The organism is Streptomyces sp. NBC_01363, from assembly GCF_026340595.1.
Lineage (GTDB): Bacteria > Actinomycetota > Actinomycetes > Streptomycetales > Streptomycetaceae > Streptomyces.
In genome coordinates, this window is record NZ_JAPEPF010000002.1 from 562,747 (window position 1) to 582,079 (window position 19,333).

Annotated in this window: 14 protein-coding genes and 1 rRNA gene; 10 read left to right on the forward strand and 5 right to left on the reverse strand. The window is 68.1% G+C overall.

Going from position 1 to position 19,333, the window contains the following annotated elements; all coding sequences use genetic code 11:
• Nucleotides 1-41 precede the first annotated feature (41 nt).
• The 3 genes from OG611_RS30605 to eccCa all read right to left on the reverse strand — a co-directional run bounded on the left by OG611_RS30605 (nucleotide 42) and on the right by eccCa (nucleotide 4,939).
• On the reverse strand, nucleotides 42-308 hold the full coding sequence (locus OG611_RS30605; RefSeq protein ID WP_266427501.1) for a hypothetical protein: 267 nt from the start codon (nucleotides 306-308) through the stop codon (nucleotides 42-44).
• An 80-nt stretch (nucleotides 309-388) separates the two neighbouring features.
• The gene (locus OG611_RS30610) at nucleotides 389-841 is read right to left on the reverse strand and encodes a hypothetical protein (protein ID WP_266427505.1); all 453 of its coding nucleotides are present in this window, start codon (nucleotides 839-841) and stop codon (nucleotides 389-391) included.
• A gap of 138 nt (nucleotides 842-979) precedes the next feature.
• Nucleotides 980-4,939: a type VII secretion protein EccCa gene (gene eccCa, locus OG611_RS30615; RefSeq protein WP_266427507.1), complete on the reverse strand. Its 3,960-nt coding sequence runs from the start codon at nucleotides 4,937-4,939 to the stop codon at nucleotides 980-982.
• 186 nt (nucleotides 4,940-5,125) lie between these two features.
• Between eccCa and eccD the strand changes: the two genes are divergently transcribed.
• The 6 genes from eccD (at nucleotide 5,126) to OG611_RS30645 (ending at nucleotide 12,232) form a co-directional block, all read left to right on the forward strand.
• Nucleotides 5,126-6,607, forward strand: coding sequence for a type VII secretion integral membrane protein EccD (gene eccD, locus OG611_RS30620; RefSeq protein ID WP_266427510.1), 1,482 nt, complete (start codon nucleotides 5,126-5,128; stop codon nucleotides 6,605-6,607).
• A gap of 162 nt (nucleotides 6,608-6,769) precedes the next feature.
• Nucleotides 6,770-7,060, forward strand: coding sequence for a 30S ribosomal protein S15 (gene rpsO / locus OG611_RS30625; protein ID WP_003965855.1), 291 nt, complete (start codon nucleotides 6,770-6,772; stop codon nucleotides 7,058-7,060).
• A 334-nt stretch (nucleotides 7,061-7,394) separates the two neighbouring features.
• Complete coding sequence (locus tag OG611_RS30630) at nucleotides 7,395-9,608, forward strand: polyribonucleotide nucleotidyltransferase (protein WP_266427514.1); 2,214 nt, start codon at nucleotides 7,395-7,397, stop codon at nucleotides 9,606-9,608.
• Nucleotides 9,605-10,984: a pitrilysin family protein gene (locus OG611_RS30635; protein ID WP_266427517.1), complete on the forward strand. Its 1,380-nt coding sequence runs from the start codon at nucleotides 9,605-9,607 to the stop codon at nucleotides 10,982-10,984. The genes OG611_RS30630 and OG611_RS30635 overlap by 4 nt, the downstream gene beginning before the upstream one ends.
• A 23-nt stretch (nucleotides 10,985-11,007) precedes the next feature.
• Nucleotides 11,008-11,760, forward strand: a complete 753-nt coding sequence (gene dapB, locus OG611_RS30640) for a 4-hydroxy-tetrahydrodipicolinate reductase (RefSeq protein ID WP_266427520.1) — start codon at nucleotides 11,008-11,010, stop codon at nucleotides 11,758-11,760.
• 13 nt (nucleotides 11,761-11,773) lie between these two features.
• Nucleotides 11,774-12,232 carry a tetratricopeptide repeat protein gene (locus OG611_RS30645; RefSeq protein WP_266427523.1) on the forward strand — a complete coding sequence of 153 codons (459 nt, stop codon included), beginning with the start codon at nucleotides 11,774-11,776 and terminating at the stop codon, nucleotides 12,230-12,232.
• Nucleotides 12,233-12,272: 40 nt separating this feature from the next.
• Here the strand turns inward: OG611_RS30645 and OG611_RS30650 are convergent, their stop codons facing one another.
• Together OG611_RS30650 and OG611_RS30655 are read right to left on the reverse strand one after the other, a co-directional pair.
• Nucleotides 12,273-12,824: a hypothetical protein gene (locus tag OG611_RS30650; protein ID WP_266427525.1), complete on the reverse strand. Its 552-nt coding sequence runs from the start codon at nucleotides 12,822-12,824 to the stop codon at nucleotides 12,273-12,275.
• Between the two features lie 94 nt (nucleotides 12,825-12,918).
• Nucleotides 12,919-13,158, reverse strand: a complete 240-nt coding sequence (locus OG611_RS30655; RefSeq protein WP_266427527.1) for a hypothetical protein — start codon at nucleotides 13,156-13,158, stop codon at nucleotides 12,919-12,921.
• 186 nt (nucleotides 13,159-13,344) lie between these two features.
• On the opposite strand from OG611_RS30655, the gene thyX reads away from it, so the two are divergent.
• The 4 genes from thyX to OG611_RS30675 all read left to right on the forward strand — a co-directional run bounded on the left by thyX (nucleotide 13,345) and on the right by OG611_RS30675 (nucleotide 19,094).
• Complete coding sequence (gene thyX / locus OG611_RS30660; protein ID WP_266427529.1) at nucleotides 13,345-14,082, forward strand: FAD-dependent thymidylate synthase; 738 nt, start codon at nucleotides 13,345-13,347, stop codon at nucleotides 14,080-14,082.
• A gap of 152 nt (nucleotides 14,083-14,234) precedes the next feature.
• The gene (gene dapA, locus OG611_RS30665) at nucleotides 14,235-15,134 is read left to right on the forward strand and encodes a 4-hydroxy-tetrahydrodipicolinate synthase (RefSeq protein WP_266427530.1); all 900 of its coding nucleotides are present in this window, start codon (nucleotides 14,235-14,237) and stop codon (nucleotides 15,132-15,134) included.
• A gap of 127 nt (nucleotides 15,135-15,261) precedes the next feature.
• Complete coding sequence (locus OG611_RS30670; RefSeq protein WP_266427533.1) at nucleotides 15,262-16,947, forward strand: ribonuclease J; 1,686 nt, start codon at nucleotides 15,262-15,264, stop codon at nucleotides 16,945-16,947.
• Nucleotides 16,948-17,568: 621 nt separating this feature from the next.
• Nucleotides 17,569-19,094 (forward strand): 16S ribosomal RNA (locus tag OG611_RS30675).
• Nucleotides 19,095-19,333 lie beyond the last annotated feature (239 nt).

Here is a 19,333-nt window from a genome sequence, read left to right on the forward strand (position 1 = left end):
CTGTTGCGCGGTGAACGTGGTGCGTCCTGCGGCCCCGGCCGTCACCAGCAGGAGGGCGGCATCGCCGGCCCCACGGGATTCAGCCGTACGGTGGCGCAGGCACCCGAATCGGCGACCACCGGCTCGCCCGGCCGCCCGGCCGCGGTGCGCTCCGGATATGAGGTGACGCCGTCCGGCGGCAACCGTCCGGCGCTCGTGATCACCGGTGTGAGTACGGGCTCCGCCCGAAGCTTCCCGGTGACGACCGCATGGACCTCGACGGCCTCGTCACCGATATGGAAGGCGCAGCTGACCAGGGCCCCTCGCATGCTCGTCGAGATCCTTTCCTCAGCCCATCGTCGCGGCCTCCAGGCGGTGGCCGCGATGCGGACGTCGCCGGTTCCCAGCCCTACAGTCCGTCGAGCCCGGAGGCGTACGGGCCGGGCTGCGGCTTGAGCAACGGAGTGAACTGGGACTTGATCAGCTGGTCGTTGCCGGCGAAGAGACTGGACGCGCCGCGCAGCGCTCCCTTCTCCATGGACAGCCGGCCCATCAGGACCTTCACCTGCTTGTCCCAGGTCTCCATCACCTTCTTGAGACCCGCCCCGGTGTCCCAGCCGTCGAACTCCTTGACCGCCGCGGTGGACGTCTCGTCCGCCCGGTCGGTGGCCTTCTTGGTGTTCGGCTCCAGCTCGGTCTCGATCGTGTTCGCCGCGGCCGTCTTCTGCGCCGGTGTCGAGGCGAAGTCCTTGCCGCCGGGGCCGGACAAAGGACCGTCGCCCGTACCGTTCAGCTGCATGTGGGTGCTCTGCCGCTCCGCGGCCTGCCCGCGCAGCAGACCCCATTCCTCGTCAAAACCCATGAGATTCCCCGTAACAGTGACTGTCGCACACCTGGTGACCCTGCCCGAAGGCGTGAAGATCACACCGGTAGACGCTAGTACACCTGTGCCCACCCAAGGAGCCGGGGTGCGGGAGAATCCCGCCCCGGCTCCCCTCGCTCAGCGCTGCTCCGGCAGCCGCCCGATCTGCACCAGCGGGTTCCCCCGGCGCCGCGAGGCGAAGTACCCGCGCCCCGGCGGCATCGCGTGCCCGCGCACCGTACCGATCAGATCGCCCTCGCCCGGGTCACCGGAAAGGACGACACCCTGCGCCCCCAGCTCCTTGATGCGCTGCATGAACCCCTCGTACATCGACCGCGAGGCCCCGGCGGAGTTCCGCGCGATGACGAAGCGGACCCCGGTGTCGCGGGCGAACGGCAGGTACTCCGCCAGCGGGGCCAGCGGATTGCCCGCGTTCGTCGCCACCAGGTCGTAGTCGTCGACGATGATGAAGATCTGCGGCCCGGTCCACCAACTGCGGTCGCGCAGCTGCTGCGGTGTGACATCGGTCGGCGGCTGCCGGCGCGCGAAGACGCCCGCCAGCGCCTCCATGTGCATCTGCATCGAGCTCGCCATCGGCGCGTACTCCAGCAGATGCCCCTCGGGCAGCGCGCCCAGCAGCCCCCGCCGGTAGTCACCGACGACGAGCTTCGCCTCGTCGGGGGAGTAGCGCTCCGAGATCTGCTTCGCGATCAGCCGCAGCAGATTGGTCTTGCCCGATTCGCTCTCCCCGAAGACCAGGAAGAACGGATCGGTCTCGAAGTCGACGAACACCGGCTCCAGATCGGTCTCGTCGATACCGATCGCGATGCCCCGCTGCGGGAACTCGAAGCCCTTCGGCAGCTGATCGGCCGGCAGCTTGCGCGGCAGCAGCCGCACGGGCGGCGCGGCGGGACCGGCCCAGTTCGCCTTCACCGTCCCGACGAACGCGGCCGTGCCGTCGGAGAGATCCGCGGCGCTGCTGGAACCGTCCACGCGCGGCAGCGCGCCCATGAAGTGCAGCTTCTGCGCCACCTGCCCCCGTCCCGGGACACCGGCCGGCACATTGGCCGCGACCTTCCGGTCGAACTCGGAGTCCATGACGTCGCCGAGCCGCAGCTCGAGCCGGCCGAGGATCTGGTCCTTCAGTGCGGCCCGCACCTCCATGTACCGCGCGGCCGTGATCACGACATGGATGCCGTAACCGAGCCCGCGCGCGGCGATGTCGGTGACGACCTGCTCCAGCATCTCGTACTCGGACCGGAAACCGCCCCAGCCGTCCACCACCAGGAAGACATCGCCCCAGGGCTCGCCGGGCAGTTCACCCAGGGCGCGCCTGCGCCGGTAGGTGGCGATGGAGTCGATGGAGTGGGCGCGGAAGAACTCCTCGCGCCGGTTCAGCACGCCCGCGACCTCGGCGACCGTACGCCGCACCCGCTCCGGGTCCAGCCGCGAGGCCATTCCGCCGACATGCGGCAGATCCGCCAGCGAGACCAGACCGCCACCACCGAAGTCCAGCCCGTAGAACTGCACTTCGTACGGGGTGTGGGTGAGGGCGAACGACGAGATGAGCGTACGCACCAGCGTCGACTTTCCGGACTGCGGACCGCCGACGACCATCATGTGACCCGACGCGCCCGAGAAGTCCCGGTACAGCACCTCGCGCCGCTGCTCGAAGGGCTTGTCGATCAGCCCGAGCGGCACGGTCAGCCCGCCCGGACGGGTGTACTCCGTCGCCGTGAACCCGCGCTCGGCGGTCGGCGCGAGCCCCGGCAGCAGCTGGTCCAGCGTCGGCGCCCGGTCCAGCGGCGGCAGCCACACCTGATGGGCGGGCACCCCCTGCCCCTCCAGGCGGCGCACGATCACATCGAGCACCGTGTCGGCGAGCGCGTCGTCGTCCGCGCTTGCCCGCGCGGCCACCAGATGCGCCGGGTCGGGCGCCGCGTACACCACCGGCACCTCAAGGGCGCTGAACAGCGCGGGCCGCCGCTCGATCGGCAGCGCCCCCACCGACAGATCGGGGCCGCCCGTGCGGTACGTCCCCGACACGTAGGCCGCCTTGAACCGGGTCATCTCGTCCGTACCGAACTTCAGATAGCCGGAACCGGGCACCGACGGCAGGTGGTACGCGTCCGGCACACCGAGCGCCGTACGCGACTCGGCGGCGGAGAAGGTCCGCAGCCCGACCCGGTACGAGAGATAGGTGTCGAGACCGCGCAGCTTGCCCTCCTCCAGACGCTGCGAGGCCAGCAGCAGATGCACACCCAGCGAACGCCCGATCCGGCCGATCTGGATGAACATGTCGATGAAGTCGGGTTTGGCGGTGAGGAGTTCGGAGAACTCGTCGATGACCAGGACCAGCGAGGCCAGCGGCTCAAGCGCCGCACCCGCCGCCCGTGCCTTCTCGTAGTCGTGGATGTTGGCGTAGTTGCCGGCCGACCGCAGCAGCTCCTGCCGGCGCTGCAGCTCACCGCGGATCGCGTCCCCCATGCGGTCGACCAGCGTCAGATCGTCCGCGAGGTTGGTGATCACGGCCGCCACATGCGGCATCTGCGACATCCCGGCGAACGTCGCGCCGCCCTTGAAGTCCGCGAGCACGAAGTTCAGCGTCTCCGAGGAGTGCGTGACCGCGAGCCCCAGCACCAGCGTCCGCAACAGCTCGGACTTGCCGGAACCCGTCGCACCGACACACAGCCCGTGCGGACCCATGCCGTCCTGCGCGGCCTCCTTCAGGTCCAGCATCACCGGCTGACCGTCCTCGCCGATGCCGATCGGCACCCGCAGCCGCTCGGAGACCGATCGCGGCCGCCAGGTCCGCGCCACATCGACCGAAGCCGCGTCGCCCAGATTCAGCAGATCCGTGAAGTCCAGGTTCGCCAGCAGCGGCTCGTCGTCGTCGCCCCCGCCCATCCTGAGCGGCGCCAGCTGCCGGGCCAGCGCCTCGGCCGCGGGCAGCGACATCCCGTCCGGCATACCCTCGTACGCCATCCCCGCACCCGACTCCAGCCGCAGCAGCCCCGGCCGCACCACCACCGACAGACCGCCGCGCGGCTCGTCGAGCTCGCCCGGCACCACCTCGACGATCGTCACACCCTGGATGCCCTCGGCCGCCGCGAACAGCGAGTCGGGCGGCACCATCCCGCCGTCCAGCAGCACCACGATGTGCGGCTGGTCCAGCAACGGCTGACTCTCCCGGCCGAACCGCGGCCGCCCCTCCAGCCGGCCCGCCAGCAACTGCTCCAGCTCACCCAGGTCGTCCCCGAACAGCCGCCTCGTACCGGCCCCGTCGACCTGCCCCGGCAGCTGCAGATGCGGCAGCCACTTCGTCCAGTCCCAGCGTTCCAGCGCACCCCGCGCCGCCACCACGGCGACCAGCAGATCCTCGGGGGAGTGCAGCGTCACCAACTGGGCGACCAGCGCCCGCGCGGCCGACTGCGCCGCCTCCGGCCGGCCGGAGACCGTCACGTGGTAGAACGCCCGCATCGACACGGCCATCGGCAGCCCGTCCAACGACCCGTGCACGGCGAGGAACCGCTGCATCGCACCCGCGCACATCGGCTCCAGCTCGTCCACCGGGGCGGTGTCGGGAGCGATCAGCGGGGTGGCCAGTTGCTGGGCGCCGAGCCCCACCCGGACCTGCCCGAAGTCCTTGTCGCCGACCCGTCGTTCCCACACCCGGCCGCCCTCGGCGACCACCGACCACAACTGGTCCGGAGCGGGCTGCAGATACAGCTGCGCGTCCCGCTGGGTGCGCGCCGTCCGGCGCACCGTACGCCGGGTCTGCGCCAGGTACTTGAGGTAGTCGCGCCGGACATCGGCCATTTGCCCCTGCGTACCGCGGCGATAGCGGACCAGCTGGGCGACCACCATCCCGACGGTCGAGACCAGCATCAGAACACCCATGATCCGCATGAACGGAGGTGCCTGCGGAGAGAAGAAGAAGACCACCGACGACCCCATGCCGAGCACCGGCAGGATCTGCATCAGCATGCCCTCCTGCTGCCCGCGGGGCAGTTCGGGAGGGGACTCCAACGTCAACTCGTCCATGGGGACTTCCGGCGGCAGGGCCCGCGGAGGTCGTTTCACGACGATCTGGCTCACCGAAACATCAGTCCCTCGGTACGGACGGGCACAAGACCGGCCGAATGTGCACCGAAGCCCCCGTGGCTGCCTTTGCTTGCGGACGTCCCTCCGCGCGACGGCGATCCTACTTGCAGATGACCGGCCCCCCTCCCGGTAGGGTGGCGCGCGCACCGTGCGCAACCGCGAATCAGGGGGACCAGACACGTGAGTTCGACTGCAGCGACGGGCTTCTGCCGGGTGACCGTCGTGGCGCCCGACAGCCGGATCGATGTGGCCCTGCCGGAGGACATCGCCGTCGCGGACGTCTACCCGGAGATCCTCCGTCTCACCGGCCAGACCCAGGCAGCCGGAATCCCCACCGGATACCACCTCGTGCGCCGCGATGGCACGGTCCTCGACGGGGCGCGCACCCTCGCCGCCCAGCAGGTCCTCGACGGCGAACTCCTCAGCCTGCGCCCCTTCGCCCAGTCCCTGCCGCCCGCCGTCTTCGACGACGTCTCGGACGCCGTCGCCTCGGCCGTCACCCGCGACCGCCATCTGTGGAGCGACGAACTGCTGCGCGGCGCGGGCCTGGTCGGCGGGGTGCTGCTGCTCGTACTGATGGGCTTCGTGCTCTGGTTCGCCGACCCGGTCAGGCACGACATGCACAGCCTGCCCGGCATCATCGCGGGCTCCGCCGGACTGCTGCTGACCGCGTTCGCGGGGGTGCGCGCCCGGGTCTACACCGACCGCTCCACCGCCGTCGCCCTCGGCCTCGGCGCGCTGCCCCTCGTGCTCATCGCGGGCTCCGGCATCATCGGCCCGGACGCCGGCCAGGGCCCCGGCAGGCTCCAGTTCCTGCTCGGCTGCGTCGCCGTCCTGATCGCCTCGGTCGCGCTGGTCGCCCTCACCCCGAGCGGCGACGCCCCGTTCGTCGCGGCCACCTTCCTCGCCACCGTCGGCACCCTGGCGACCTTCGTCGCGATCCTCACCGAGGCGTCCGCCACGCAGACGGCCGCCGTCTGCGCCCCGGTCACCCTCGGCCTGGTCGCCTTCCTGCCCGGCCTCTCCGCCCGGTTCGCCCGGCTGCCCATCGGCTACGCGTCGCCGCGCACCGCCCCCGGCGGCTACGACGACACCCTCGCCGACCCGTACGCCGAGCCCGCGGCCCAGGGCGCCCCCGTCGACGCCGAACGCATCGCGGCCCAGGCCCGCCGTGGCCACGAGATGCTGCTCGGCCTGGTCGGGGGCTGCGCGGCGGTCGTCGTCGGATGCGGGGCCGTGCTCGGTTTCTCGGACAACGTCTGGGGCCAGTTCCTGGCGCTGGCCTCCGGACTCGCGATGCTGCTGCGCGCCCGTCTGTTCCGCTATACCTCCCAGGTCGCCTGCGTACTGGTGGCGGGCCTCGGCACGGTCGCCCTGCTGGTCCTCGGCCTCTCCCTGAACCCGCCGACCGACCTGCTCTTCGACCTGGTCCGGTACGGGGACCGCAGCTCCCTGGACATCCGTACCATCTGGCTCTCCGCGGCCGTCGCCGCCGGGGCCGCCCTGCTCACCGCGATCGGCCTGATCATTCCGCGCAAGGGCCTCTCCCCGTTCTGGGGCCGCCTGCTCGACCTGGCCGAGAGCGCCGTCCTGCTCTCGCTGGTCCCGCTCTGCCTGGCAGTACTGGACGTCTTCAGCAGGGCGAGGGCCCTGACGAGCTGATCCGTGGGGGCTGGTACGCTGTGTGACGGCCGTTTGTGTACGCCCTTCCGGATCATGCTGGGAGCTGCGCTCATCGGACCTTCGCCTCCGAGTCACGGAAGCTCCCCTGCGATCAAGACCAGGGGCACTCGTGGGCGCATCGAACATCAAAGAGGAGTACGCGTGCCGCTCGACGCCGCTACGAAGAAGCAGATCATGTCCGAGTTCGCCCAGAAGGAGGGTGACACCGGATCCCCCGAGGTTCAGGTCGCGATGCTCTCCCGCCGGATCTCGGACCTGACGGAGCACCTCAAGACGCACAAGCACGACCACCACTCCCGTCGTGGTCTGCTGATCCTGGTCGGCCAGCGTCGCCGCCTCCTTCAGTACCTGGCCAAGAAGGACATCCAGCGCTTCCGTGCGCTGGTCGACCGCCTCGGCATCCGCCGCGGTGCGGCCGGCGGCGCCAAGTAGTTCGCCGTGAAGGGAGCGGTTCCCACCACTGAGGGGGCCGCTCCCTTTGTTGTACGTACGATTGTGCGTACGTACGCATGTCCGGGAAGTGACGGGCCCGCCCGCCCCACCGGAATGCCAAGCTGAGCCGAATCTCAGTAACCTGGTCGGAGAACGACCAACAGACGAGCGAGAAGCAGACCTCCCCGCCGCCGGTCCTCGGTAGTGGCCCCCGGACTCATCGACCCGGGTGCTTCGATCGAAGACCGGCCCGCCGATGGAGGGCTTCTCCGCTACCGTCCCCCGCCACACGGGCGTGGGGGCGAGAAGACGATATGTATCGGAGAAAACGCTAGTGGAGAACGAGACCCACTACGCCGAGGCCGTTATCGACAACGGAACCTTCGGCACCCGCACCATCCGCTTCGAGACGGGCCGCCTGGCCAAGCAGGCCGCCGGCTCCGCCGTCGCGTACCTGGACGACGACACCATGGTGCTGTCGGCCACCACCGCTTCGAAGAAGCCCAAGGACCAGCTCGACTTCTTCCCCCTCACGGTGGACGTCGAGGAGCGGCAGTACGCCGCCGGCAAGATCCCCGGCTCCTTCTTCCGTCGTGAGGGCCGGCCCTCCGAGGACGCGATCCTCACCTGCCGCCTGATCGACCGCCCGCTGCGCCCCTCCTTCAAGAAGGGCCTGCGCAACGAGATCCAGATCGTCGAGACGATCATGGCGCTCAACCCCGACCACCTGTACGACGTGGTCGCGATCAACGCCGCCTCCTGCTCCACGCAGCTGGCCGGCCTGCCCTTCTCCGGCCCGGTCGGCGGCACCCGTGTCGCGCTGATCAAGGGCCAGTGGGTCGCCTTCCCGACGCACACCGAGCTCGAGGACGCCGTCTTCGACATGGTCGTCGCCGGTCGCGTCCTGGAGGACGGCGACGTCGCGATCATGATGGTCGAGGCCGAGGCCACCGAGAAGACCATCCAGCTCGTCAAGGACGGCGCCGAGGCCCCGACCGAAGAGGTCGTCGCCGCCGGCCTGGAAGCCGCGAAGCCCTTCATCAAGGCGCTCTGCAAGGCCCAGTCCGACCTGGCCGCCAAGGCCGCCAAGCCGGTCGGCGAGTTCCCGGTCTTCCTGGACTACCAGGACGACGTCTTCGAGGCGCTCGCCGCCGCCGTGACGTCCGAGCTGGCCCAGGCGCTCACCATCGCCGGCAAGCAGGACCGCGAGGCCGAGCTGGACCGCGTCAAGGAGATCGCCGCCGAGAAGCTCCTCCCGGCCTTCGAGGGTCGCGAGAAGGAGATCTCCGCCGCCTACCGCGCGCTGACCAAGAAGCTGGTCCGCGAGCGCGTCATCAAGGACAAGGTCCGCATCGACGGCCGTGGCGTCACGGACATCCGTACGCTCGCCGCCGAGGTCGAGGCCATCCCGCGGGTGCACGGCTCGGCGCTGTTCGAGCGTGGCGAGACCCAGATCCTGGGCGTCACCACCCTCAACATGCTCCGCATGGAGCAGCAGCTGGACACCCTCTCCCCGGTGACCCGCAAGCGCTACATGCACAACTACAACTTCCCGCCGTACTCCGTCGGTGAGACCGGCCGCGTGGGCTCGCCCAAGCGCCGCGAGATCGGCCACGGCGCGCTCGCCGAGCGCGCCATCGTGCCGGTGCTGCCGACGCGCGAGGAGTTCCCCTACGCGATCCGCCAGGTCTCCGAGGCGCTGGGCTCCAACGGCTCGACGTCCATGGGCTCGGTCTGCGCCTCCACCATGTCGCTGCTGAACGCCGGTGTGCCGCTCAAGGCCGCCGTCGCCGGTATCGCCATGGGCCTGATCTCCCAGGAGATCGACGGCAAGACCCACTACGTCGCCCTCACCGACATCCTCGGTGCGGAGGACGCCTTCGGCGACATGGACTTCAAGGTCGCCGGTACGAAGCAGTTCGTCACCGCGCTCCAGCTCGACACCAAGCTCGACGGCATCCCCGCCTCGGTCCTGGCCGCCGCGCTGAAGCAGGCCCGCGACGCCCGCCTCCACATCCTCGATGTGATGAACGAGGCCATCGACGTCCCGGACGAGATGTCCCCGAACGCCCCGCGGATCATCACCGTCAAGATCCCGGTGGACAAGATCGGTGAGGTCATCGGCCCCAAGGGCAAGATGATCAACCAGATCCAGGAGGACACCGGCGCCGACATCACGATCGAGGACGACGGCACCATCTACATCGGTGCCGCCGACGGACCGGCCGCCGAGGCCGCCCGCGCCACGATCAACTCGATCGCCAACCCGACCATGCCGGAGGTCGGCGAGCGCTACCTGGGTACGGTCGTCAAGACCACCACCTTCGGTGCCTTCGTCTCCCTCATGCCCGGCAAGGACGGCCTGCTGCACATCTCGCAGATCCGCAAGCTCGCCGGTGGCAAGCGCGTGGAGAACGTCGAGGACGTGCTCGGCGTCGGCGCCAAGGTCCAGGTCGAGATCGCGGAGATCGACTCCCGCGGCAAGCTCTCCCTGATCCCGGTCGTCGAGGGCGAAGAGGACGAGAAGAAGGACGACGCCGCCAAGTGACGTCCCGTAGTTCCGTGACGACGGCCCGCGCCTCCTCCGAGGCGCGGGCCGTCGCCCGTACCCAAACGCTTCTCAAGGGCACCAACGGCATCGGTACGGTCCGCCGCACCGTCCTGCCCGGCGGTCTCCGGGTCGTCACCGAGACCCTGCCCTCCGTACGCTCCGCCACCTTCGGCATCTGGGCCAACGTCGGATCACGCGACGAGACCCCCACGCTGAACGGCGCGACGCACTACCTCGAACACCTCCTCTTCAAGGGCACCGCCAAGCGCAGCGCCCTGGACATCTCCGCCGCGATCGACGCGGTCGGCGGCGAGATGAACGCCTTCACGGCGAAGGAGTACACCTGCTACTACGCGCGGGTCCTCGACACCGACCTGCCGCTGGCCATCGATGTCGTCTGCGACATGCTGACCGGCTCGCTGATCACCGCCGAGGACGTCGACGCGGAGCGCGGCGTCATCCTCGAAGAGATCGCGATGACCGAGGACGACCCGGGCGACTGCGTGCACGACCTGTTCGCGCACACCATGCTCGGCGACACCCCCCTCGGCCGCCCGGTCCTCGGCACCGTCGACACCATCAACGCGCTCGACCGCAGCCGGATCGCCCGCTTCTACAAGAAGCACTACGACCCCACGCACCTGGTCGTCGCCGCCGCCGGCAACATCGACCACGCCACGGTCGTACGCCAGGTCCGCAAGGCCTTCGAGCGGGCGGGCGCCCTGTCCCGCACCGACGCCGTCCCGGTCGCCCCGCGCGAGGGCTCCCGCACCCTGCGCACCGCGGGCCGGGTGGAGCTCCTGAACCGCAGGACCGAGCAGGCCCACGTCGTCCTCGGCGTACCCGGCCTGGCCCGCACCGACGAGCGCCGCTGGGCGCTGGGCGTCCTCAACACCGCCCTCGGCGGCGGCATGAGCTCACGCCTCTTCCAGGAGGTACGGGAGAAGCGCGGCCTCGCCTACAGCGTGTACTCGTACACCTCGGGCTTCGCCGACTGCGGACTCTTCGGGGTGTACGCGGGCTGCCGGCCCAGCCAGGTCCACGACGTCCTCAAGATCTGCCGGGACGAACTCGACCGGGTGGCGTCCGAAGGACTGAGCGACGAGGAGATCGGTCGCGCCATCGGGCAGCTCTCCGGCTCCACGGTCCTCGGCCTGGAGGACACCGGCGCGCTGATGAACCGCATCGGCAAGAGCGAACTGTGCTGGGGCGACCAGATGTCGGTCGACGACATGCTGGCCCGGATGGCGCAGGTCACCCCCGACGACGTCCGCGCGGTCGCGGGCGAGGTCCTCGGACACCGCCCCTCCCTCTCCGTCATCGGTCCGCTCAAGGACAAGCAGGCCGACCGCCTCGAAGAAGCGGTCTCCTAACCCACCCGTAAGGAAGCAGAGCAATGAGCAAGCTGCGCGTGGCCGTTCTCGGCGCCAAGGGCCGCATCGGATCCGAGGCGGTACGAGCCGTCGAGGCCGCCGACGACATGGAGCTGGTGGCCGCGCTGGGCCGCGGCGACGAGCTGGAGACCCTCACGGAATCCGGCGCCCAGGTCGTCGTCGAGCTCACCACCCCCGCGTCCGTGATGGGCAACCTCGACTTCTGCGTCCGGCACGGCATCCACGCCGTCGTCGGTACGACAGGCTGGTCCGACGAACGGCTCGCGCAGCTGAACACCTGGCTCTCCGGCTCCCCGGAGACCGGTGTGCTCATCGCGCCGAACTTCTCCATCGGCGCCGTCCTCACGATGAAGTTCGCGGAGCAGGCCGCCCGCTACTTCGAGTCCGTCGAGGTCATCGAACTCCACCACCCCGACAAGGCCGACGCCCCCTCGGGCACCGCCACCCGCACCGCCCAGCTGATCGCCGAGGCCCGCAGGAAGGCCGGCTGCGCCCCGCAGCCGGACGCCACCACCACGGCCCTGGACGGGGCCCGGGGAGCGGACGTCGACGGGGTCCCGGTCCACGCGGTCCGGCTCCGCGGCCTCCTCGCCCACCAGGAAGTGCTGCTCGGCGGCGAGGGCGAGACCCTCACCATCCGCCACGACTCCCTGCACCACAGCAGCTTCATGCCGGGCATCCTGCTCGGCGCACGCCGCGTGGTGACCACTCCCGGCCTCACGTTCGGCCTGGAACACTTCCTCGACCTGAACTGACTGAGCCCCCGCCATGCGCGCAAAGATCACTTACTTCGTCACCGCTGCCGTCCTGGTCTTCTACTTCGTCCTGGTCGGCAGCCGTGGCGTCCTGCTCATCGAGCACGGCACCCTGCTGACGGTCACCTTCGGGGTCGCGGTGCTGATCCTGCCGGTGATCGGCATCTGGTTCCTCTGGAAGAACACCCAGTTCGTGTCGCGGGCGAACGCGCTGGCCGCGGAACTCGACGCGGAGGGCGGCCTGCCGGTCGACGAACTGGTCCGCACCCCGTCCGGCCGCATCGACCGCGACTCGGCCGACGCGGTGTTCGCCCGCCGCCGCGAGGAGACCGAGGACTCCCCGGACGACTGGCGTTGCTGGTTCCGCCTCGCCGTCGCCTACCAGGACGCCAGGGACACTCCGCGGGCCCGGAAGGCCATGCAGCGAGCCATCGCCCTGCACATGAAGACCGCCCGGCCCAGCACGTCCTGAACGGGCGTGCCGGGCCGGGCGGCCCGTTCGTCCAAGGGCCTCAGGCCCGCCGGTACTCGTCCCCCCACGCCTCGACCGTGTCGGCCGCACGGTCGAACGCCTCGCCGCGCGTCAGAAAGTCGGCGCTGTTGTCGGTGAGCAGCGGCGCCATCGCGTCGCCCCCCTGGCGTACGACGATCAGGGCCTGCCCCTGGACCGTGCGCGGGAACCCGAGCCACTTCACCGGCTGCTGCACCGTACGGATGGCGGTGATCCGGTTCCACGGCACGGTCGCCGTCGTGAAGAAGCCGACCCGGCGCACGCCGTGCCGGCTGACCCAGGCACCGACCCGCAGCAGCCGCAGCGCGCAGAGGATGACCCCGAGGGCCAGTACCAGGCACACGGCCGTGCCCGGCAGCGCCCCGGCGAACGCGGTGATCATTCCCGCGAGCAGCACGAAGGACGCGAGCAGCAGCAGGAAGGCCGCAGCCGCGACGCGCCAGGGGCCGGGGCGGTACGGACGTCGCCAGCTGTCGTGGTCGTCGAACGGCAGCGCGATGTCCTCGGCGCTCGCGTCAAACGCGCGGTCGGCCGTCAGAAAGGGCAGGGGCACGACAGATCCTCACTCACAAACACGCTCGATTGCTGTGCCCGGTGAGGCTACCGAGGAGGTCACCGGCCCGACCACCCCAGGGGGTCCGTACGAGTCAATGCCCGTGGGCGGCCTCGGTCTGCTCGGCGTGCGAAGGACTCTGGGTGGGGCTGAGCGCGGGCAGGCCGAGGATCAGCGACCCGGCCAGGCCGGCGACCACCGTCAGCCCGACGAGGGAACGGGCGGCCAGCTGGGAGACGCTGGCGCGCTCCCGCGGGGGCGGAGTGACATTGCTGCGGAATCGGTCGCTCTCGGCCACGAACGAGAACGGGACGGCTTCACGCCGGCGGAACATGAGGAAGGTCTCCTTGAACTCTGTTACGGATGCTGCTATTGAGTCAGACGCATGGCGGGCCCGATCGGTGCCCCGAATCGCCGAATTCGTCGAAGAAATCCCTGGACGGCCCTTCCCGACCTGGTTGTCAGTGGTGGCCCGTAGAGTGGACGCCGCCCGAGCGACGCAACTGGAAGGACCCCGCCGGTGACCGAGACCCCCGAGCCCGCAAAGCCCAGCTTCCGCAGCGATGTCACCGTTGAGCTGGTGAAACACGCCGCGGGCGACTCCGACGTCCTGTTCGCGGCCCGTGTCTCCACGGCCGGCGAGCAGTCCCTGGAGGAGGTCACCAAGGACCCCGAGCGCTCCAAGGGCCTCATCAACTACCTGATGCGCGACCGCCACGGCAGCCCGTTCGAGCACAACTCGATGACCTTCTTCATCAGCGCCCCGATCTTCGTGTTCCGCGAGTTCATGCGGCACCGCGTCGGCTGGTCGTACAACGAGGAATCGGGCCGCTACAGGGAGCTGGAGCCGGTCTTCTACGTCCCGGACGCGTCCCGCAAGCTCGTCCAGCAGGGCCGCCCCGGCAAGTACGAGTTCGTCGAGGGCACCCGGGCCCAGCAGGAGCTCACCGGCCGCGTCATGGAGGACTCCTACCGCCAGGCGTACGAGGCGTACCAGGAGATGCTCGCCGCAGGAGTGGCCCGCGAGGTCGCCCGCGCCGTGCTCCCCGTCGGCCTCTTCTCCTCGATGTACGCCACGTGCAACGCCCGCTCACTGATGCACTTCCTCGGCCTGCGCACCCAGCACGAGCTGGCGAAGGTGCCATCCTTCCCGCAGCGCGAGATCGAGATGGTCGGACAGCAGATGGAGGAGCACTGGGCCCGGCTCATGCCGCTCACCCATGCAGCCTTCAACAAGAACGGACGCGTAGCCCCGTAAGCGGTGTCCGTATTGCGGCGTTTCGTGAAGTTCATCTAGGCTGATCAAACGGACCCGGCACTGCTTGAACCCCCGAGCAGGCAGTGCCGGGCTCCTACAGCTTGTCCCCCCGAGGGGACATTGGGCGCTGAGCAGCGAGTAGCGTGTTACCCATGGCTCCGATCTCCACTCCGCAGACCCCCTTCGGGCGGGTCCTCACCGCTATGGTCACGCCCTTCACGGCGGACGGTGCACTCGACCTCGACGGTGCCCAGCGGCTCGCCGTCCATCTGGTGGACGCAGGCAATGACGGCCTGGTCGTCAACGGCACCACCGGCGAGTCCCCGACCACCAGCGACGCGGAGAAAGACCAGCTCGTAAGGGCGGTACTGGAAGCCGTGGGGGACAGGGCCCACATCGTCGCCGGCATCGGCACCAACGACACCCGGCACAGCATCGAGCTCGCCCGTACGGCCGAACGCTCCGGCGCCCACGGACTCCTCGCGGTGACGCCGTACTACAACAAGCCGCCGCAGGAAGGCCTCTTCCGCCACTTCACAGCCATCGCCGACGCCACCGGCCTGCCGGTGATGCTCTACGACATTCCCGGTCGCAGCGGTGTGCCGATCGACACGGAGACGCTGGTACGGCTCGCCGAGCACCCGCGCATCGTTGCCAACAAGGACGCCAAGGGCGACCTCGGCCGCGCCAGCTGGGCCATCGCACGCTCCGGCCTCGCCTGGTACTCCGGCGACGACATGCTGAACCTGCCGCTGCTCTCGGTCGGCGCCATCGGATTCGTCTCCGTCGTCGGCCATGTCGTCACCCCCGACCTGCGCGCCCTCATCGAGGCGTATGCCGGCGGCGACGTCCAGAAGGCCACGGAGATCCACCAGAAGCTCCTGCCGGTCTTCACCGGCATGTTCCGCACCCAGGGTGTGATCACCACCAAGGCGGCACTGGCCCTCCAGGGCCTCCCGGCGGGCCCGCTGCGTCTCCCCCTGGTGGAACTCACCGCACAGGAAACGGCGCAGCTCAAGATCGATCTCGCAGCCGGTGGGGTAGAGCTGTAACCACAGACTTCACAACTGAATAAGCGAAGAACACTCGCAAGAGCGATCACAGACAACAGCAAGTGCACGAATGACATGCGCGCCACGTGCCCAAGCGGTACGTGGCGTGCGTGGTAAGGAGAGTCTTTTGAGTCATCCGCATCCCGAACTCGGCACCCCGCCGAAGCTCCCGAAGGGCGGCCTCCGGGTCACCCCGCTCGGCGGCCTCGGCGAAATCGGCCGCAATATGACGGTCTTCGAGTACGGCGGCCGCCTGCTCATCGTCGACTGTGGAGTTCTCTTCCCCGAGGAGGAGCAGCCCGGAATCGACCTGATCCTGCCGGACTTCACCACGATCCGGGACCGTCTCGACGACATCGAGGGCATCGTCCTCACGCACGGCCACGAGGACCACATCGGTGGTGTCCCGTATCTGCTGCGCCTGAAGCCGGACATCCCCCTCATCGGTTCCAAGCTGACCCTCGCGCTGATCGAGGCGAAGCTCCAGGAGCACCGCATCCGTCCGTACACCCTCGAAGTGGCGGAGGGCCAGCGCGAGCGCATCGGCGTGTTCGACTGCGAGTTCATCGCGGTCAACCACTCCATCCCGGACGCCCTCGCGGTCGCCATCCGCACCCCTGCGGGGATGGCCGTCGCGACCGGCGACTTCAAGATGGATCAGCTTCCGCTGGACGGCCGGCTCACCGACCTGCATGCCTTCGCCCGGCTGAGCGAGGAAGGCATCGACCTCCTCCTCTCCGACTCGACGAACGCCGAGGTCCCGGGCTTCGTACCGCCCGAGCGGGACATCTCCAACGTCCTGCGCACGGTCTTCGCCAACGCCCAGAAGCGCATCATCGTGGCGAGCTTCGCCAGCCACGTCCACCGCATCCAGCAGATCCTCGACGCGGCACACGAGTACGGCCGCAGGGTCGCCTTCGTCGGCCGCTCGATGGTCCGCAACATGGGCATCGCCCGTGACCTCGGCTACCTGAGGGTCCCTGCGGGCCTGGTCGTCGACGTCAAGACCCTCGACGACCTGCCGGACGACGAGGTCGTGCTGGTCTGCACGGGCTCCCAGGGCGAGCCCATGGCGGCCCTGTCCCGGATGGCCAACCGCGACCACCAGATCCGGATCGTCCCGGGCGACACCGTGATCCTGGCGTCGTCCCTGATCCCGGGCAACGAGAATGCGGTCTACCGCGTGATCAACGGTCTGACCCGCTGGGGCGCCAACGTCGTCCACAAGGGCAACGCGAAGGTCCACGTCTCGGGCCACGCCTCGGCCGGCGAGCTGCTGTACTTCTACAACATCTGCAAGCCGAAGAACCTGATGCCGGTCCACGGCGAATGGCGCCACCTGAGGGCCAACGCCGAACTGGGCGCGCTCACCGGAGTGCCCAAGGACCACATCGTCATCGCCGAGGACGGCGTCGTCGTCGACCTCGTCGACGGCCGGGCCAAGATCGTCGGCAAGGTCCAGGCGGGCTATGTCTACGTCGACGGTCTCTCCGTCGGCGATGTCACCGAGACCTCGCTCAAGGACCGCCGGATCCTCGGCGAAGAGGGCATCATCTCCGTCTTCATCGTGGTCGACAGCTCCTCCGGCAAGATCACGGGCGGACCGGACATCCACGCCCGCGGCTCCGGCATCGACGACTCGGCGTTCAGCGCCGTGGTGCCGAAGATCGAGGAAGCGATCAACAAGTCCGCCCAGGACGGCGTGCTGGAGCCGCACCAGCTCCAGCAGCTCGTCCGTCGCACGGTGGGCAAGTGGGTTTCCGACACCTACCGTCGGCGCCCGATGATCCTTCCCGTCGTCGTCGAGGTCTGACGCCGACAGGAACGAACTCCGGAGCGGGGCGCCCCGATTTGCATCGGGGCGCCCCGCTCCAGTACGTTTACGGCTCCGCCTGACCGGGAAGCACCGCGCACACTCGTGTGCAGTGAAGCGTCCCGGATGGGGCGGGAATTCCGACTCAGAACTTCTGATAAAGTCGGATCCGCCGAAAGGCAAAGGCCACTCCAAAGGCCACCGGAATTCAAATTCGGACCGGAAACGGAACGGAAAAGAGTCTGGTAAGGTTGGAACCGCCGGAAAGGGAAGCGCGAAAGCGAAGAACTGGAAAGCACAACCCGCTTCGACCGGGAATCGGACACGAAAGAGTCTGATAGAGTCGGAAACGCAAGACCGAAGGGAAAAGCCCGGAGGAAAGCCCGAGAGGGTGAGTACAAAGGAAGCGTCCGTTCCTTGAGAACTCAACAGCGTGCCAAAAGTCAACGCCAGATATGTTGATACCCCGGCCTGCTTCGGCAGGTTGGAGGTTCCTTTGAAAGTCCCACGGGGTCACTGACCCGGTGGGCAATTTACACAGCGAGGACGCTGTGAACGACCGGTCTTATTCCGTCCGGTCGTTCCGCTCTCGTGTTGTGTTGTCCCGATCACGGGAAAACATTCACGGAGAGTTTGATCCTGGCTCAGGACGAACGCTGGCGGCGTGCTTAACACATGCAAGTCGAACGATGAAGCCCTTCGGGGTGGATTAGTGGCGAACGGGTGAGTAACACGTGGGCAATCTGCCCTTCACTCTGGGACAAGCCCTGGAAACGGGGTCTAATACCGGATAACACTCTGTCCCGCATGGGACGGGGTTGAAAGCTCCGGCGGTGAAGGATGAGCCCGCGGCCTATCAGCTTGTTGGTGGGGTGATGGCCTACCAAGGCGACGACGGGTAGCCGGCCTGAGAGGGCGACCGGCCACACTGGGACTGAGACACGGCCCAGACTCCTACGGGAGGCAGCAGTGGGGAATATTGCACAATGGGCGAAAGCCTGATGCAGCGACGCCGCGTGAGGGATGACGGCCTTCGGGTTGTAAACCTCTTTCAGCAGGGAAGAAGCGAGAGTGACGGTACCTGCAGAAGAAGCGCCGGCTAACTACGTGCCAGCAGCCGCGGTAATACGTAGGGCGCAAGCGTTGTCCGGAATTATTGGGCGTAAAGAGCTCGTAGGCGGCTTGTTGCGTCGGTTGTGAAAGCCCGGGGCTTAACCCCGGGTCTGCAGTCGATACGGGCAGGCTAGAGTGTGGTAGGGGAGATCGGAATTCCTGGTGTAGCGGTGAAATGCGCAGATATCAGGAGGAACACCGGTGGCGAAGGCGGATCTCTGGGCCATTACTGACGCTGAGGAGCGAAAGCGTGGGGAGCGAACAGGATTAGATACCCTGGTAGTCCACGCCGTAAACGTTGGGAACTAGGTGTTGGCGACATTCCACGTCGTCGGTGCCGCAGCTAACGCATTAAGTTCCCCGCCTGGGGAGTACGGCCGCAAGGCTAAAACTCAAAGGAATTGACGGGGGCCCGCACAAGCAGCGGAGCATGTGGCTTAATTCGACGCAACGCGAAGAACCTTACCAAGGCTTGACATACACCGGAAAGCATCAGAGATGGTGCCCCCCTTGTGGTCGGTGTACAGGTGGTGCATGGCTGTCGTCAGCTCGTGTCGTGAGATGTTGGGTTAAGTCCCGCAACGAGCGCAACCCTTGTTCTGTGTTGCCAGCATGCCCTTCGGGGTGATGGGGACTCACAGGAGACTGCCGGGGTCAACTCGGAGGAAGGTGGGGACGACGTCAAGTCATCATGCCCCTTATGTCTTGGGCTGCACACGTGCTACAATGGCCGGTACAATGAGCTGCGATGCCGTGAGGCGGAGCGAATCTCAAAAAGCCGGTCTCAGTTCGGATTGGGGTCTGCAACTCGACCCCATGAAGTCGGAGTTGCTAGTAATCGCAGATCAGCATTGCTGCGGTGAATACGTTCCCGGGCCTTGTACACACCGCCCGTCACGTCACGAAAGTCGGTAACACCCGAAGCCGGTGGCCCAACCCCTTGTGGGAGGGAGCTGTCGAAGGTGGGACTGGCGATTGGGACGAAGTCGTAACAAGGTAGCCGTACCGGAAGGTGCGGCTGGATCACCTCCTTTCTAAGGAGCATCTAGATTCCGCAAGGAGTCCAGAGGCCATTACGTCGGCAAATGTTCGACGGTGGTTGCTCATGGGTGGAACGTTGACTATTCGGCACGACAGGTTGTTTTTCACTAGTACTGCTTCGGCGTGGAACGTGGGGGACGGCAGGTCGGGTCGGGCACGTTGTTGGGTATCTGAGGGTACGGCCGTCATGGTCGCCTTCAGTTGCCGGCCCCAGTGAACCTGTTCTTCGGAG

Bases quoted from the DNA above. Each gene is read 5' to 3' on its own strand.
- OG611_RS30605 (WP_266427501.1), bottom strand. From the start codon at position 308: ATGCGAGGGGCCCTGGTCAGCTGCGCCTTCCATATCGGTGACGAGGCC.
- OG611_RS30610 (WP_266427505.1), bottom strand. From the start codon at position 841: ATGGGTTTTGACGAGGAATGGGGTCTGCTGCGCGGGCAGGCCGCGGAG.
- dapB (WP_266427520.1), top strand. From the start codon at position 11,008: ATGAGCAAGCTGCGCGTGGCCGTTCTCGGCGCCAAGGGCCGCATCGGA.
- OG611_RS30645 (WP_266427523.1), top strand. From the start codon at position 11,774: ATGCGCGCAAAGATCACTTACTTCGTCACCGCTGCCGTCCTGGTCTTC.
- OG611_RS30655 (WP_266427527.1), bottom strand. From the start codon at position 13,158: ATGTTCCGCCGGCGTGAAGCCGTCCCGTTCTCGTTCGTGGCCGAGAGC.
- dapA (WP_266427530.1), top strand. From the start codon at position 14,235: ATGGCTCCGATCTCCACTCCGCAGACCCCCTTCGGGCGGGTCCTCACC.